The organism is Pseudomonas sp. AC239, assembly GCF_979258545.1.
Genome location: NZ_OZ409864.1, coordinates 318,967 through 334,862 on the forward strand (window position 1 = coordinate 318,967; position 15,896 = coordinate 334,862).

The window sequence follows — 15,896 nt, forward strand, 5'->3', positions numbered from 1 at the left end:
GATCGAGCGCGTCCAGCAAAAAAGGGGTCGGCTGCCAGGCCGCCTTCGCGAGCAGGCTCGCTCCCAAAAAAATCAAAAGCAAAAGCAAAGCAGCGAAGCCGCCCCACTCAACAATGAGCGTTAGCTCGAGTGCTCTTGATCTTGATCCACCGGCGACGTCGGAAGGCTGAGTGGAGGGATTGATCCGGGGGTGGGAGCGCAGCGACCGTCTGGCGCAGCCAGACACAGCGGAAGGAGGTGCAGCGAAGCAAACCGTAGCCGCTGCGCCCGGATCGATCCCGCAGCGAAGGAACCCGAGCCTGCGAGGGCCGAACGCAGGAGCAAGCCTTTTCGGTTACCTTTTTGGCGTTTGAAAAAGGTGACCCGCCGTAAGGGCGGAACCGTAATCAGCAACACCCGCAGAAACGGATATACCCAAAACCCCAAGAGCCTGGTCGGCCCAAAGGCCGCCAAGCCCCCCCTAGACCCGAGCCTGACTCTTACTCCAGTCCGTCAACAAACTATAGGCCACCGCCAACAACGTAGGCCCAATAAACAACCCAATAAAGCCAAAGGCAATCAACCCGCCAAACACCCCGAGCAACACAATCACCAACGGCAAATTCCCGCCACGACTTATCAGGTAAGGCTTGAGCACGTTATCTACGCCACTGATGATGAACGTCCCCCAGATCCCGAGAAAAACCGCCATTCCGTATTCGCCCTTCCACACCAGCCAAGCCGTGGCCGGCACCCACACCAGCGGCGGCCCCATCGGAATCAGACTGAGCAGAAAGGTGACGATCCCCAGCACCAGCGCCCCCGGCACCCCGGCGATCAGGAACCCGATCAACGCCAGCACTGCCTGGGCTGCCGCCGTACCAATCACACCGTTGACCACCCGCTGCACAGTACCCGCCACCAGCTCGATGTAATAACCGGCACGATCACCAATCAGGCGCTGCAGCAGACTGTGCACAAACGCCGCCAGTCGCGGCCCGTCACGGTAGAAAAAGAACACGAACACCAGACTCAGCGTCAGCTCGAGAATCCCGCCGCCGATCTGCGCACTGCGCGCCAGCAGCCAGTTGCCGACCTGGCCCAGATACGGCTTGATCGAGACCATCAGCGCCGCGCCCTGCTGATCGATGCTGTCCCACATCGCCACCAGCCGCTCACCGACCAGAGGCACGCTGCCAAGCCAGGTCGGCGCTTCCGGCAAACCGTCGACCTGCACGTCCTTGATGAATGCCGTGGCATCGCGCACATGATCGGCAAGATTGAAACCCAGCCACACCAGCGGCGCCGCCACCAGCAACATCCAGCCCAGCGTCAGGATCAACGCAGCCAGCGATTCGCGGCCATTGAGCGTGCGGGTCAACAGACGCATCAGCGGCCAACTGGCGAACGCCAGCACCGCGCCCCAGAACAGCGCCGACCAGAACGGCGCCATCACCCACAGGCTGGCACCAAACAACACCAGCAGCAGAATCTGCACCAGCAGGCGATCGTTATTGAGCATGGAAAATCCCGGCAAAGTCAGTCAGCGAAAGAGTAGGCGAACACTGCGTGCGTGCTCGCCCGGCACAGCTTATCGCAACAGGTCGATGCGCAGGCCAGAGCCTTCGAGATTGCGGGTTTCCATCCGGGCCGCCCGCACACCCTGAGTGATCAACGCCTGGCGCCAGGCTTCGGCCTTGGGCCCGGAAACCGTGACCCGCAAGGTCGTGTCGAGATTCAGCCCCCGGGAAATCAGGCGCAGCCAGGTAGCATCCGGCTCATCGACCAGTTTCGGCAAATCCAGCTCGCCGGTGCTTTTCAACTGGCGCAGCAGGGTCGCCGAGGTCGGCAGCAGTTCGCCCAACGGCGCAGTCGCCTCGAACTGTTCGACATGCAGATAGGCTTTGCGATTGCCGCGAGTGATGCTGTAGAGCGCCACCAGCGTGTTGTCCTTTGGCGCCGCCAGCCTGAGCAACAGATAGGCCTGTTGCTCGTCAGCGCCATACAGTTTGGCGTTGCCGAACACTTCGTTGGCCCACAGGCTGCTTTCGCCGCAGTCACGTGCCTGACACCAGAACAGCAACTCGGCATCCTGCTGTTGCAGGGCTTCGCGGGCGGCGGTAAAGGCTTCGGTGGCGGAATGTTCCGGCGGCAACTCGTAGGTCACCGAGGTGGTCTGGCCGCGAGCGGTGATCTGGCCGTCGAAGCGCAACTGGCCGCTGATCTTGCGAATCGAGCCCAGCGGGTAGATGCGCTCCAGCTCGGCCGCCGGGCGATAGTCGACGATCTGTGCGTCGGCCAGACGCGGCACGATTTGCAGATCCTGGCTGCCCGGCACATCGGCAGCGAAGGACAAGGAGCTGAAGCAGCACAGCGCGAAAAGACTGAGTGACCGCATAGTCAGGCTCACCGGACGGTCATGGCTGGGCGGGTCGGGGTCGCAGCAGTATAGAAATCCATCGAGTTTGTCTCCCATTTCAACCCGCCCAGCCTCGGCAGTTGCCCGCAGCAAGTCAAGGCATGGCGAAGAAGCGATTGAAACAGTCTGCTACAAGACCTGCGCCAGCCTCGTCATTCAGGTGCAGATGATGCCCGCCCGGCAACTGTTTGTGACTGAAGGGTAGACGCTGCAGCAACTCAGGATGCCTGGCCAGCATGCCATCCGCCGCGACTACCAGATGCGCCGGGCAACTGACGCGCGAGGCAAACGCCATTGCCTGTTCTTCCGTCAGGCGCAGCGGCGATGGCAGGGTCAGGCGATTGTCGGTACGCCAGGTGTAACCGCCGGGCACCGGCATCAAGCCGCGCTGGGCCAACAGTTCGGCGGCCTCGCGACTGACTGCCACCAAGCCTTTCATCCGCGCCTCAATGGCACGCTCGAGGCTGCTGTAGACCGGTTTGCGCTTTTCGCGCAAATCGAGTTGCGCCTGCAGGGCCATGCCCATGCGCTCGGCGGCGTTCTCACCTTTGTCTGTCGGAGGAATCACTCCATCGATGAGCGCCAGATGGCTGATGCGCTCCGGCAGCGAACCGGCCAGCACCATCGAGACAATCGCGCCCATCGAATGCCCGAGCAAACCGAAACGCTTCCAGCCCAATTGCTCAGCCACTTGCAAAACATCATGGGCGTAGTCCCAAAGGGCATAACCGGCACCGCTCGGCCGATGCCCGGAATGGCCGTGGCCAGCCATGTCCAGCGCGACGATACGCAAACCGTGGAGCTTCGGCGCCAGTCGGGCGAAGCTGTTGGCGTTGTCGAGCCAGCCGTGCAATGCGATTACCGGCAAGCCGTCCTCGGGGCCGAACAGGTGCGCGGCCAACTCGATGTGCGGCAGGTTCAGGCGCACTTCTTCGCAGGTCGCGCTCATGCGCAATCCTTGTTCTGCCGCTGTTCCCAGCGCATGAACAGGCTCTTGAGCAGTCGCGCCGTATCTTGCGGGCGCTCCAGCGGAAACATGTGCCCGCCGGGCATGCTCAGTGCCTCACCTTGCGGCAGTCGCGAGACGAAACGCGTGTGATGACGCATCACCACGCGGCTCTTGTGCCCGCGCACCATGGCCAGCGGCACCTGCAACTGGCGGGTGCGCCCCGGACTGGTGTGCGGCACGCCGCGATAGATGCTGATTTCCGTGGCTGGGTCAAAACGCAGACGAAGCTTGTCGTCGACCTGATGCAAACCGTGTTGCAGGTAGGCATCGAAGCATTCCGGATCGAAGCCGCGAAACAGGGTTTTGCCGGAAAAATAACTGCGGGCGCTGTCGAGATCGGCGAATTCTTCACGGCGTCCGAGGGTGCGCCCGGCGGGAGTCAGCCGGTCGATGAAACCAAAGCGCTTGGCCGCGCGAATCACCCACTGATCGGTGCGGGTCAAGACTGGCGAGTCGAGCATCACCACGCCGCGATACAACTCTGGACAACGCAACGCCGCGTGCAAATGCAGCAGACCACCAAAGGAATGGCCGACGCCCCACACCGGCTGTTCCTGCTGCTCGAGGTGATGGATCAGTTCATCGACGAGGTTGTACCAATTGTCGTCTGCCGGAAAACGCGGGTCATGGGCGTGCTGCTCCAGATGCGCGACCCGGTACTCCGGCGCCAGCGCCGCGAACAACTTGCCGTAGGTCCCCGAAGGGAAGCCATTGGCGTGGGCGAAAAAGATCGGTTGCGACATGCGGGCAAATCCATGAGCGGGAAACGTGCGTTGATTGTCCGCAAGACCCGGCGCCGCAGCAATGACCATAACTGCCAGAAATGGTGGTGGAGACGCTTCGCAAGCAAAAGACCACAACACCGAAGGCTGCGATCCTTTGATCTTCAACCTGTCAACGCAGCGGCGGCTGCTCTCCCAGCGGCACCACCGCCATGGTCAGGCGCGATACGCAACTGGCCTTGCCTTCGTCGCTGGTCAGGCGGATGTCCCATACGTGCGTGGTGCGGCCGATATGGATCGGCGTGGCCACCGCTGTCACCCGCCCGCTACGCAAACCGCGCAGGTGGTTGGCGTTGATCTCCAGGCCGACGCAATAGAACTTGCTGGCATCGATGCACAGATAACTGGCCATCGAACCCACGGTTTCCGCCAGCACCACCGACGCGCCGCCATGCAGCAGGCCGTAAGGCTGGTGGGTGCGGTGGTCGATGACCATGCTCGCCGTCAGCGACTGTTCATCGAAGGCTTCGAAGCGAATATCCAGCACTTCGCCGATGGTGTTCTTCTGGATCGCGTTCAACTGTTCGATGTCGGGAGTAGTACGCCACAAGCTCATCGCAGACTTCCTTTGTTGTTGTAATCGATGCCTAATCCTGCCACAGCACCGCCTCGCTGCGCGCGCTCCATTCTTCGAAGCGCGGCCCGTAGCGATCCTCGATGACGTTGCGTTTGATTTTCAGGGTCGGTGTGAGGAAGCCGTTGTCCACCGCCCAACTGTCCTTGACTACGACCAGCCGGTGCAGGCGTTCGTGCTTGTCGAGGGCGGCGTTGACCTCCCCCAGCAGCTTTTCCAGGCTCGCGTGCAGGCTGGCACGAGGCTCTTGCTGATTGACCGTCGACAGCACGCACAAGCCCAGCGGCGCACTCAGGCCATCGCCGACCACGCACACCTGTTCGATGCGCGAATGCACGGCCAGACGGTTTTCAATTGGCGCCGGTGCGACGTATTTGCCTTTACTGGTCTTGAAGATTTCCTTGAGTCGCCCGGTCAGGCGCAGGCGCCCTTCGCTGTCCTGCTCGCCCTTGTCGCCCGTGCGCAGAAAGCCGTCTGCGGTAAGCGTCTCGGCGGTTTTCTGCGGTTCCTTGAAATAGCCGAGCATGTTGGCCTGGCTGCGCACCTGCACTTCGCCGGACTCATCGATGCGCACCTCGACTTCCGGGCATGGCTGGCCGATCCAGCCCTGCTTGTACTGCCCCGGCAAGCAGATATGCGAATAACCGCAGCCCTCGGTCATGCCATAGACCTCCAGCACATCGAGGCCGAGTTTCTGATACCAGGCGAGCAAGGTCTGCGGTACCGGCGCGGCGCCGGACAATGCCACGCGCAAGGCGTCCAGCCCAAGCCCGGCGAGCACTTTGCGCCCGACCCGTTTACCGATGAAGGGCAGCCCGAGGAGAAAATCCAGACGCTTTGCCGGAATCTTGCCATACACGCCCATCTGGAATTTGGTCCAGATACGCGGCACGCCAAACATGGCCGTCGGCCGCGCGCGCTGCAGATCGGTGATGAAGGTGTCGAGGCTCTCGGCGAAAAACACCGTCTGGCCGGTGTAGATCGAGGCCAATTCGACAAACATGCGTTCCGCAACGTGGCACAGCGGCAAATACGACAGCAGCCGATCATTCTCGTTGAGCCCGAACAGCTGCGTGCCACGACTGGTGGCGAAACCGAGATTGGCGAAACTGTGCATCACGCCTTTGGGCAGGCCGGTGGTGCCGGAGGTGTAGATGATCGTCGCCAATTGTCCGGCGGCGGGACGTGGGTCGTCCTGGATTGGCGAACAGCTTTGCAGGTCCGCCCAGCTGTAATCGAACTCGCCCGGCGGATGCAGTGGCAGGCTGATGGTCGGCAAACCCGTCGGCACGCCTTGCGCCATGCCTGCCCAGTCATCGAGCTTGCCGATGAACGCCAGTGCGCTTTCCGAGTGAGTCAGCACCTGCGCCACGGACTCGGCGGTGAGATTGGGGTACAGCGGCACGGACACATGCCCGGCCATCCAAATCGCCAGATCGGCGATGATCCAGTGCGCGCAGTTTTTCGAGATCAAGGCGATGTGGCTGCCGGGCGGCAACTCGCGCGCGCGCAACCAGTGTGCAGCGCAGCGGGCCTGATGGCCGACATCGGCCCACGTCAGCGTCTCGACCTGACCACCGCCGATGGGCTGCACCAGAAAGCGCTGGCGCGGGTGCCGGGCTTCCCGTTCGTAGAACACGTCCAGCGGCAAACGGAAGGCGGCAGACATGCGACTCGCTCCTGTTTTTTTGGTCTGGAGCAAGCGTAGTCAACCAAGCAAGTGCTTGGTTGGAATTTTCAAACAAATAATTTCTTGGGGTGACAGAAACAAATGTGGGAGCGAGCCTGCTCGCGAATGCAGTGTGTCGGCCCCAAAAAGGGTAATGACACGCCGCCTTCGCGAGCAGGCTCGCTCCCACAGGGATATGGCGTTAAGGGTGCTTGAGGCTATTGAGCTTCATCGAGCCAATCAGCAGTTCACTGTGCTCAAGCTCCGCCAGCCCCGCCGTACTGACCCGCTCCGGCGGATGCCCGGCGCCGTGCTGCAAATAGCTGAGCAGGTTGCCCACCAACGGGTTGTGGCTGACCAGCAACACATTGCTCACCGATACCAGTTGCTCGGCAACCTTGTCCGGATCGCTCTCCGGCGTCAGCCATTCGACCGTGCGAATCTCCGGCTCGAACCCCAGCGCCTCGCGGACAATCTGCGCGGTTTGCTGAGCGCGTACATAAGGGCTGGCATAAATCGCCGTCAGCGGCTGCCCGATGAGATGCGCCGCGCTGCTGAGGACTTCCTTACGGCCGTGCTCGGTCAACTCGCGTTCGGAATCGATTTTCGAGCCGTGAGGCACCGCCTCACCATGACGCAATACCCAGAGTTTCATAGTTTGGGCTCCTCATCGCGCACCGGATGCGCGGCCGGGGCGACGGTGTGCGGCGCTTCCCCTTCCGGGGTGCGCGGCGCCGGCCAGTCGGCGAACGGCCAGGGCTTCTGGTCACTGTGAAACGTGCCGAAGCGGCCGATCTGCGCGAGGAACTGGCTGAGGCTGTCGCCAAAATTCATCAGGCTGGCGCTCGGTGCGCCGTAGATCAGGCGGTAGATCAGTTGCACCAGGACCACCGCGCCGAGGATGAATTGCGCGACTTGCCAGACCAGCAGATAAACGATCATCCACAACACCCGCAGGAGGATGGATTCGTACTGGGTTTCGCTTTTCGGATCGTTCATGGCTCGCTTCCTGTCCGTGTAACAGCTGAATCAGTTGAAACCGCTGGTGGAAATAAAGTCGACGTCGGTTTTCGGCTCGGCACGCATCAGTAGACCGATCACCTGCTCCAGCGTGCGTCCTTCGAACAGGATCGCGTGCAGCCCGGCGACCAGCGGCATGTACACGCCGACTTCCTGGGACTTGGCCTTGAGCACCTTGAGGGTGTTGACCCCTTCAGCGACCTCACCGAGACGCGACACCGCTTCGTCGAGGCTCAAGCCCTGACCGAGGGCGAAACCGACCTGATAGTTGCGGCTTTTCGGTGAAGAGCAGGTGACGATCAGATCGCCGACCCCGGCCAGACCGAGGAAGGTCATCGGGTTGGCGCCTTGATTCACCGCAAATCGGGTCATCTCGGCCAAGGCGCGGGTGATCAGCATGCTCTTGGTGTTCTCGCCCATTTCCAGCGCCACCGCCATGCCGGCGATGATTGCGTAAACGTTTTTCAACGCACCGCCCAGCTCGACACCGAAACGGTCGGCGCTGGCGTAAACGCGGAAGGTGCGCCCGTGCAGCGCGGCTTGCACCGCTTTGCACAGTTCTTCGTCTTCGCTGGCGACCACCGTGGCGGTCAATGCGTGCTCGGCGATTTCCCGCGCCAGGTTCGGCCCGGACAACACGCCGATGCGTGCCTGCGGGGCGATCTCTTCGAGGATCTGGCTCATCAGCTTGAAGGTCTGCGCTTCGATGCCTTTGGTCAGACTGACCAGCATCTTGCCGCTCAAACGCTCGGCGTGGGCGGCGAGTACCGTGCGCAAGGCGCTGGACGGCAGCGCGACAAAGCACAGATCGCAGGCGTCGAGGGTGGCTTGCAGGTCGGTGACGGCGGTCACGCCCGGCAGAATCTTGATGCCTTTGAGGTAACGCGGGTTTTCGCGATTGACCCGGATGGCCTCGGCCTGCTCGGGGTCACGCATCCACTGAAGGACTTGATGGCCGTTCTCGGCCAGCAGATTGGCCACGGCGGTACCAAAACTTCCGCCTCCCAGGACCGCAATCGGGCGCTGTTCAGTCATATGCAATCCGTTAATCCATACCAGTGGCGATGCCGGGCATTATACGGGGCGCCCCGGTGGCGGCCAGCCCCAGCAACAATTACCGACATTTGTAGGAAGAAGACCAATAAAACCTAGGAAAATGCCTGTAACGTCACTGGAAAAGTCGCTGCCCTCGGTTAACATGCGCGCCAATTCCTTCTCTGCAGGCTGTGTCGTGTTTTCTGGCCCTCCTCCTCCGCGCTCGCCCCTGCTACTGGCGCTGCTGTTCAGCCCGCTGGTACTGGCGGACGACCTGTTCGTCGACAGCCAGACGCTGCCGCCGGTGCTGACGGCCACGCGGCTGAAGCAGACGCCGGCGGAAGTGCCCGGGAGCATGACCGTGCTCGACAACGAATTGATCAACGCCAGCGGTGCCCGCGATATCAGCGAACTGCTGCGGCTGGTGCCCGGAATGATGGTCGGCAGCATCAATGGCAATCAGCCGGCGGTGAATTACCACGGCACGAATGCCAGCGAAGCGCGGCGCATGCAGGTGTTGATCGATGGCCGCTCGGTGTATCGCGCCGGCCTGGCGACGGTGGACTGGAGCGATATTCCGGTAGCGATGGAAGACATTGACCGGATCGAGGTGTTTCGCGGCCCGAACACGGTCAGCTACGGCGCCAACGCGCTGATGGCGGTGATCAACATCATCACCCGCCACCCGGCCGACAGCCACGGCACGCGCCTGAAAATCACCCGCGGTCAGCGTGGCATCAACGACTTTTATGCCAGCCAGGGCACCGGGTGGGATGGCGGTGATCTGCGCCTGTCGCTGTCCGGCCAGGAAGACGACGGTTTCGACAGCGACCGCAACGGCGCCGATTATCGCGACAGTCGACGCTTGAATCGTCTGAGCCTGGCGGTCAGCCACGACCTCAATGAAGGGCAAAGCCTCGACTGGCAGCTCAACGCCAAGGACGGCAGCAATCAGCGACCTTATACCTACCGCCCGGTGTTCTCGGGGATTACCGACGCCGGGAACAATTCCGACGTGGTGGCCAAGGATTACGCCGGTTCGGTGCGCTGGAACCTCGATATCAACCCCGAACACAGCCTTTATGTACAAGGCTCGGCGCAGCACTGGGATCGCCAGCAAGTCTGGCGCGCCTGCGATGCCGAGGTGTCGTTCAGCCCCGAGCTGGCGCAGCTGTGGCAGCTCAACCCGAATTACACCGAGCGGCTGGCGCGCAACATCAACCAGTTCACCGGCCCCGGCGCGGCGCCCGGCACGCCGCAGGAAATGGCGCTGGCCAATCAAGTGCTTGAGCAATGGCGCAACGGCGCCAGCCAGACCCTATGCGGCGACATCGACCAGAGCGCCCGCGAATCGCGCTACGACCTCGAACTGCAGGACACCCTCAGTCTGTCCGACAGCCTGCGTCTGGTCAGCGGCCTCAACTACCGCTACGACCGCGCCGACTCCGAGACCTATTTCAACGGCACCCTCGACGACACCACCTGGCGCGCCTTCGGTCAACTGGAATGGCGCGCCACCGAGCACTGGCTGCTGCAGGGCGGTGCGATGTTCGAAGACACGCAACTGATCGGCAGTTCGCTGACCCCGCGCTTCGCGGTCAACTACCTGATCAACCCGCGTCACGGTCTGCGTGCGGTGTACTCGGAGGCGATCCGTTCGCCGGACATGTTCGAGAATAACGTCAACTGGAGCTATCAGGTCAGCAACCTGCGGCCCTCGGCGTACGGCCAGTCGTCGGCGCGTTATTTCGTCAAGACCCGTGGCCCCGGCGATCTCGATCAGGAGCACATGCGCTCGCGTGAATTGGGCTACAACGGTTATTTCGGCGAACTCGGTCTGGCGGTGGACGTGAAGCTGTTCTACGACGAAATCACCGGGATGATCAGCGAGCCGCTGCGCAACAACCAATACATCGCCAGCAACGCCAACAGCTCGCGCTTTCGCGGCACCGAAACGCAACTCGACTGGCGCCTCGGCAGCGCCGACCGCTTGCGTTTGACCTACGCCTTCGTCGACGCCGAGGCCAGCAATCCGCTGGACCAGCAGTACACCTCACGCCACAGCGGTTCCGCCGGTTGGCTGCGCAACTGGGGGCATGGCTGGAACAGCGCCCTCTTCTATTACGGCGACAACGCGCTCAACGGCTATCGCTTCGAACGCGTCGACACGCGCATCGCCAAACGTATCGCCATTGGCAAAGCTCAGCTGCAATTGGCTGGGGTGCTGCAACAGCGTCTCGACCATCAGCCGAACACCTTCGTCGACAACAATTACGACGAACGCCGAGTGATGTATTTCAGCGCCGAGCTGGAGTTCTAGGATGCGCAACGGCCCGTCACGGAAGACGCCAACCCTTGGCCACTGGCTGGCCGGGCTCTGCCTGTTCTTGACCGCGTGGCTGCACGGTGTCGCGGTGCAGGCGGCGGATATTCTGTTGACCGGCGCCGAGGAGAGCCCCGGCGTGCAAGCTTTTGTTCAGGCACTGAGTGAACTGCGCCCGACCGACAACGTGCGGTTTCAGCCGCTGGCCAGTTTGCCGGCTCCGGGCAAACTGCCGGCCAGCCTGCGCTTGATCCTGCTCGACCTGCCCAGCCTCGACTGGCGCCTGCAGGACTCGCAAGGCCCGTCGACGCTGGTGTTGCGCATCAGTCGCTTGCAGGCACGCCAGCGTTTCGCTGACTCGCACCCGGCGCGCCTGAGCCTGTTGTGGAGCGATCCGCCGCTAAGCCGACAATTGCAACTGATCCGACGGATTCTGCCGCAGGCCCGACGCGTCGGCGTGTTGTTCGATGAGCATGGCGAGTTCCTTCTCGACGAATTGCGTGCGGCTGCGCGGCCGTTGAATCTGGACATCGTCAGCCAGCGCTGGGACAACACCCACGACAGCCGTCCGCTGCAAGCGGTGCTGAAAAACAGCGACGTATTGCTCGGCCTCGACGATCCCGACCTGTACAACTCGCAAACGGCGAAAAACCTTTTGCTCAGCAGCTACTCGCGGCAGGTTGCGCTGATCGGCCCCAACATTGCCTTCGTTCGCGCGGGCAGCCTCGCCAGCACGTACAGCGACCAGAGTGACTGGCTGGCGATTCTCGATCATTTGCTCGACCAGCCGACCAGTGCCTGGCCGCGAACGCTTTATCCCTCTCGTTTCAAAGTCTCAAGTAATGCGCAGGTGGCTCGTTCCTTAGGCATCGAACCGCTGAATGAAGCATCTGTCGCCAGTGCCTTGGCCGAAGGAGAGCGCCGCCCATGAGTTTTCGTCGCCGTTGGGACATCAACACCCGCACGCAGCTGATCAGCCTCGGGCCGGCGCTGTTGCTGACGTTGCTGTTGATCAGCTTTTTCACCTTCGTGCGCATTCAGGATTTGCGCCAGGAGCTGAACCACACCGGCCAGTTGATCGCCAACCAACTGGCCCCGGCCACGGAATACGGGGTGATCTCCGGCAACAACGAAGTGCTGGAAAGCCTGCTAAAGGCGACACTGGCCACACCCAATGTGCGCTTTCTCGAAGTGCAGGACAGCGCCAACCGGATTGTGGTGTACGTCGAACAACCGGCCGACAGCCACAGCCGCCCGCATCAGGTCGAAGTATTCCAGGCGCCGGTGCGTTTGCAGCGGATCGCCTTGCACAATGATTTTTTCCAGGACGGCAAGGTCAGCAACAGCGCTGCCGGCGAGGATTATCTCGGGCGAGTCATCGTCGGGCTGTCCAATGACGCCTTCAGTCAGCGCCAGCAGGAGATCCTGTTCAAGGCCGGGATTCTCGCGCTGTTCGCCCTGCTCTTCACCTTTGTCGTGGCGCGGCGCCTGGCCGGCAGCCTGTCGCAGCCGATCCGTGACATTGGCAACGCTGTCAAAGCGATCCAGGAAGGCGACTACAAAACCCCGTTGCCGATTGTCGATGACACAGAGCTGGGTGCGCTGTCGCAGCACATCAACAACCTCGCCCAAGCGCTGGAGCAGGCCAGTCGTGAACAGCAGCAGGCGATGGCGCAATTGATCCAGACCCGCGAAGAAGCGGAAAAGGCCAACAACGCCAAGTCGGATTTTCTGGCGATGATGAGCCACGAACTGCGCACGCCCATGAACGGCGTACTGGGCATGCTGCAACTGCTCGAAACCACCGAGATGACCGACGAGCAGGCGGAATACGCGGCGCTCGCGTCGGAGTCGACCGAGCATTTGCTCAAGGTCATCAACGACATTCTCGACTTCTCGCGAATCGAGCGTTCGGAGCTGGAGCTTGAGCACATTCCGTTCAACCTCGCCGAGTTGATCGGCGCCTGCGCGCAGTCGTTCCAGCACAGCGCGGTGCAGCGAGGCCTGGCGCTGAATCTGCGCATCCCCGATGACATGCGTGGCTTGCAGGTCCAGGGTGATCCGACGCGGATCCGGCAGATTCTGGTCAACCTGGTCGGCAATGCCTTGAAGTTCACCGAGCAGGGCCGGGTCAGCATCGAAGCGCAATGGCAATCGCTGGATCACGAACTGCTGTGGTTCACCTGCTCGGTGCGCGACAGCGGCATCGGCATTTCTTCTGAGAGTCTGGAGCTGATGTTCAATGCCTTCCAGCAGGCCGACAGTTCGATTTCCCGTCGTTACGGCGGCACCGGTCTCGGTCTGCCGATCGCGCGGACCCTGGCCGAACGCATGGGCGGTACCTTGCGCGCGCAGAGCGAAGAAGGTCGTGGCTCGGTTTTCACCCTGGAAATCCCGTTGGCGCTGTATAAGCAGGCAATGCCCGCACTGGCCGCGCCACGTGCGTTGAACGGCAGCGGTCAGGGCGAAGGACGCCATGTGTTGCTGGTCGAAGACAACCCGGTCAACCAGACGGTGATCGAAGCGATGCTGCGCAGCCTCGGGTTTGCGGTCAGTGTGGCGACCGATGGTGCGCAGGCAGTGCGCAGTGCCGAGGGCGGCGAATTCGAAGTGATTCTGATGGACTGCCGGCTGCCGATCATCGACGGCTACGAGGCCACGCGGCAGATCCGCGACCTGCCCGGCCGCCGCGATGTGCCGATCATTGCACTGACCGCGAATGCCCTGCAGGGCGACCGCGAAACCTGTCTCGCGGCGGGGATGAACGATTACCTGGCCAAGCCGTTCAAACGCAATGACCTGCAGCAGATTTTGCAGCGCTGGGTGTCGTAGTGTGGGCCTTTCGACCATCTGCGACTGGCGTGAAAAGCGAAAGTGCGGCAGTCTTAGGCACCCGAACGAGCCCCAAAAGGGGCTTGATTAAAAATTTCAGTGCACAAGTGTACATTCATGTCCTTGGTGCTGTGACTTTCACCACAACGCAATAGTCTATGAGTAGGCTGCCGGTTCGAGGCATGAACGCCTTGAACGGTCGGGAAGATCTGCCCCACCTGCCGCATGGGATTATTGAGGAGCTCGCATGACCAAACAAAACGCCTTTACTCGGGAAGACCTGCTGCGCTGCAGTCGCGGTGAGCTGTTCGGCCCAGGTAACGCGCAACTGCCCGCCCCGAACATGCTGATGGTGGATCGCATCACCCATATCAGCGAAGAAGGCGGCAAGTACGGCAAAGGTGAATTGGTCGCCGAGCTGGATATCAACCCTGATCTGTGGTTCTTCGCCTGCCATTTCGAAGGCGATCCGGTGATGCCGGGCTGCCTGGGTCTGGACGCCATGTGGCAACTGGTCGGTTTCTTCCTAGGCTGGCAAGGCCTGCCGGGCCGCGGCCGTGCGCTGGGTTCGGGCGAAGTGAAATTCTTCGGCCAGGTGCTGCCGACCGCCAAGAAAGTCACTTACAACATTCATATCAAACGCGTCCTCAAGGGCAAGCTGAACATGGCCATCGCCGATGGTTCGGTCAGTGTCGACGGACGCGAAATCTACACCGCCGAAGGCCTGCGCGTCGGCGTGTTCACCTCCACTGACAACTTCTAAGGGTTATTCGCATGCGCCGCGTCGTTATCACTGGTCTGGGCATCGTTTCGTGCCTGGGCAATGACAAAGAGACCGTCTCCGCTAACCTGCGTGCAAGCCGCCCTGGCATCCGGTTCAACCCGGAATATGCTGAAATGGGTCTGCGTAGCCAGGTTTCCGGCTCCATCGACCTCAACCTTGAAGAGCTGATCGATCGCAAGATCTATCGCTTCGTCGGCCATGCAGCGGCTTACGCCTACCTGGCCATGAAAGACGCGATCACTGACTCCGGTCTGACCGAAGAGCAGGTGTCCAACCCGCGCACCGGTCTGATCGCCGGCTCCGGCGGTGCTTCCACGCTGAACCAGATGGAAGCGCTGGACATCCTCCGCGAGAAAGGCGTGAAGCGCGTTGGCCCGTACCGCGTCACGCGGACCATGAGCAGCACCGTTTCCGCTTGCCTGGCCACGCCGTTCAAGATCAAGGGCCTGAACTACTCCATCGCTTCTGCCTGCGCCACCAGTGCTCACTGCATCGGTACCGCCATGGAACAGATCCAGATGGGCAAGCAGGACATCGTCTTCGCCGGTGGCGGTGAGGAAGAGCACTGGAGCCAGTCGTTCCTGTTCGACGCGATGGGCGCTCTGTCCAGCAAGCGCAACGACACCCCGGAACAAGCTTCCCGCGCCTACGACAAGGACCGCGACGGTTTCGTCATCGCTGGCGGCGGCGGCATGGTTGTCGTCGAAGAACTGGAACACGCTCTGGCCCGTGGCGCGAAGATCTACGCCGAGATCGTTGGCTACGGCGCAACGTCCGACGGCTACGACATGGTCGCCCCGAGCGGCGAAGGCGCGATCCGCTGCATGCAGCAGGCGCTGTCCACCGTCGACACCCCGATCGACTACCTGAACACCCACGGCACTTCGACTCCGGTCGGCGACGTCGCGGAAATGAAAGGTGTGCGTGAAGTGTTCGGCGACAAGGCTCCGGCAATCAGCTCGACCAAGAGCTTGTCCGGTCACTCCTTGGGCGCTGCCGGCGTGCACGAAGCGATCTACTGCATGCTGATGATGGAAGGCAACTTCATCGCCGGCTCCGCCAACATCGACGAGCTCGACCCGGAAGTGGCCGATCTGCCGGTGCTGACCAAGACCCGCGAAAACGCCACCATCAACACCGTGATGAGCAACAGCTTCGGCTTCGGCGGCACCAACGCCACGCTGGTGCTGAAGCGCTGGGAAGGCAAATAATTCCCCGCTGCTGAGCCACACATGAAGCGCCCCGACTGGTTCGGGGCGTTTTTTTTCGTCTGCAGAAAATAGCAGGTACACCGCAAAACCTGTGGGAGCGAGCCTGCTCGCGAATGCGATATTGATCGTTCCCACGCTCTGCGTGGGAACGATCAAAGACAGGGATCCAGAGCGTTCTGGAGATGAAACTTCTGTCATGAAACTTACTACCCTGCGACCGAATGTCGCGGTTTACGTGGCCTGCAGCACTGTTGCGAAA

At 61.7% G+C, this 15,896-nt stretch carries 14 protein-coding genes; 5 read left to right on the forward strand and 9 right to left on the reverse strand.

All coding sequences use genetic code 11. The features are described from left to right. Positions 1–460 precede the first annotated feature (460 nt). From ACZ0AZ_RS01500 to ACZ0AZ_RS01540, 9 genes are all read right to left on the reverse strand, one after another. Positions 461–1,501, reverse strand: a complete 1,041-nt coding sequence (locus ACZ0AZ_RS01500) for an AI-2E family transporter (protein WP_463538592.1) — start codon at positions 1,499–1,501, stop codon at positions 461–463. 69 nt (positions 1,502–1,570) lie between these two features. Beyond that, the gene (locus ACZ0AZ_RS01505; RefSeq protein ID WP_463538593.1) at positions 1,571–2,377 is read right to left on the reverse strand and encodes a DUF4892 domain-containing protein; all 807 of its coding nucleotides are present in this window, start codon (positions 2,375–2,377) and stop codon (positions 1,571–1,573) included. Positions 2,378–2,492: 115 nt separating this feature from the next. Next, positions 2,493–3,347, reverse strand: a complete 855-nt coding sequence (locus ACZ0AZ_RS01510; RefSeq protein ID WP_129997406.1) for an alpha/beta hydrolase — start codon at positions 3,345–3,347, stop codon at positions 2,493–2,495. After that, positions 3,344–4,150 (reverse strand): alpha/beta fold hydrolase, encoded by an 807-nt coding sequence (locus ACZ0AZ_RS01515; protein WP_039757823.1) that lies wholly within the window; start codon positions 4,148–4,150, stop codon positions 3,344–3,346. Before ACZ0AZ_RS01515 ends, ACZ0AZ_RS01510 begins: the two co-directional genes overlap by 4 nt. Positions 4,151–4,301: 151 nt before the next feature. Further along, on the reverse strand, positions 4,302–4,745 hold the full coding sequence (locus ACZ0AZ_RS01520; RefSeq protein ID WP_016773655.1) for a hotdog fold thioesterase: 444 nt from the start codon (positions 4,743–4,745) through the stop codon (positions 4,302–4,304). A 31-nt stretch (positions 4,746–4,776) separates the two neighbouring features. Further along, positions 4,777–6,432, reverse strand: coding sequence for an AMP-binding protein (locus tag ACZ0AZ_RS01525; protein ID WP_463538594.1), 1,656 nt, complete (start codon positions 6,430–6,432; stop codon positions 4,777–4,779). 202 nt (positions 6,433–6,634) lie between these two features. Continuing rightward, on the reverse strand, positions 6,635–7,087 hold the full coding sequence (gene sixA / locus ACZ0AZ_RS01530) for a phosphohistidine phosphatase SixA (RefSeq protein WP_415761787.1): 453 nt from the start codon (positions 7,085–7,087) through the stop codon (positions 6,635–6,637). Next, entirely contained in the window at positions 7,084–7,431 is a 348-nt protein-coding gene (locus ACZ0AZ_RS01535; protein ID WP_016773653.1) for a DUF4389 domain-containing protein, read from the reverse strand. The genes sixA and ACZ0AZ_RS01535 overlap by 4 nt, the downstream gene beginning before the upstream one ends. Positions 7,432–7,461: 30 nt before the next feature. Beyond that, positions 7,462–8,487: an NAD(P)H-dependent glycerol-3-phosphate dehydrogenase gene (locus ACZ0AZ_RS01540; RefSeq protein ID WP_024013958.1), complete on the reverse strand. Its 1,026-nt coding sequence runs from the start codon at positions 8,485–8,487 to the stop codon at positions 7,462–7,464. A gap of 163 nt (positions 8,488–8,650) precedes the next feature. Between ACZ0AZ_RS01540 and ACZ0AZ_RS01545 the strand changes: the two genes are divergently transcribed. The 5 genes from ACZ0AZ_RS01545 (at position 8,651) to fabB (ending at position 15,637) form a co-directional block, all read left to right on the forward strand. Beyond that, positions 8,651–10,807, forward strand: coding sequence for a TonB-dependent receptor plug domain-containing protein (locus ACZ0AZ_RS01545; protein WP_052269072.1), 2,157 nt, complete (start codon positions 8,651–8,653; stop codon positions 10,805–10,807). Between the two features lies 1 nt (position 10,808). Then, positions 10,809–11,741 (forward strand): ABC transporter substrate-binding protein, encoded by a 933-nt coding sequence (locus ACZ0AZ_RS01550; RefSeq protein ID WP_039757829.1) that lies wholly within the window; start codon positions 10,809–10,811, stop codon positions 11,739–11,741. After that, a complete protein-coding gene (locus ACZ0AZ_RS01555; RefSeq protein ID WP_129997409.1) occupies positions 11,738–13,642 on the forward strand; it encodes an ATP-binding protein in 1,905 nt (634 codons plus the stop codon). The genes ACZ0AZ_RS01550 and ACZ0AZ_RS01555 overlap by 4 nt, the downstream gene beginning before the upstream one ends. Positions 13,643–13,889: 247 nt before the next feature. Continuing rightward, positions 13,890–14,405: a 3-hydroxyacyl-[acyl-carrier-protein] dehydratase FabA gene (gene fabA, locus ACZ0AZ_RS01560; RefSeq protein WP_024013962.1), complete on the forward strand. Its 516-nt coding sequence runs from the start codon at positions 13,890–13,892 to the stop codon at positions 14,403–14,405. An 11-nt stretch (positions 14,406–14,416) separates the two neighbouring features. Then, positions 14,417–15,637: a beta-ketoacyl-ACP synthase I gene (gene fabB, locus ACZ0AZ_RS01565; protein WP_016773647.1), complete on the forward strand. Its 1,221-nt coding sequence runs from the start codon at positions 14,417–14,419 to the stop codon at positions 15,635–15,637. Positions 15,638–15,896: the final 259 nt, after the last annotated feature.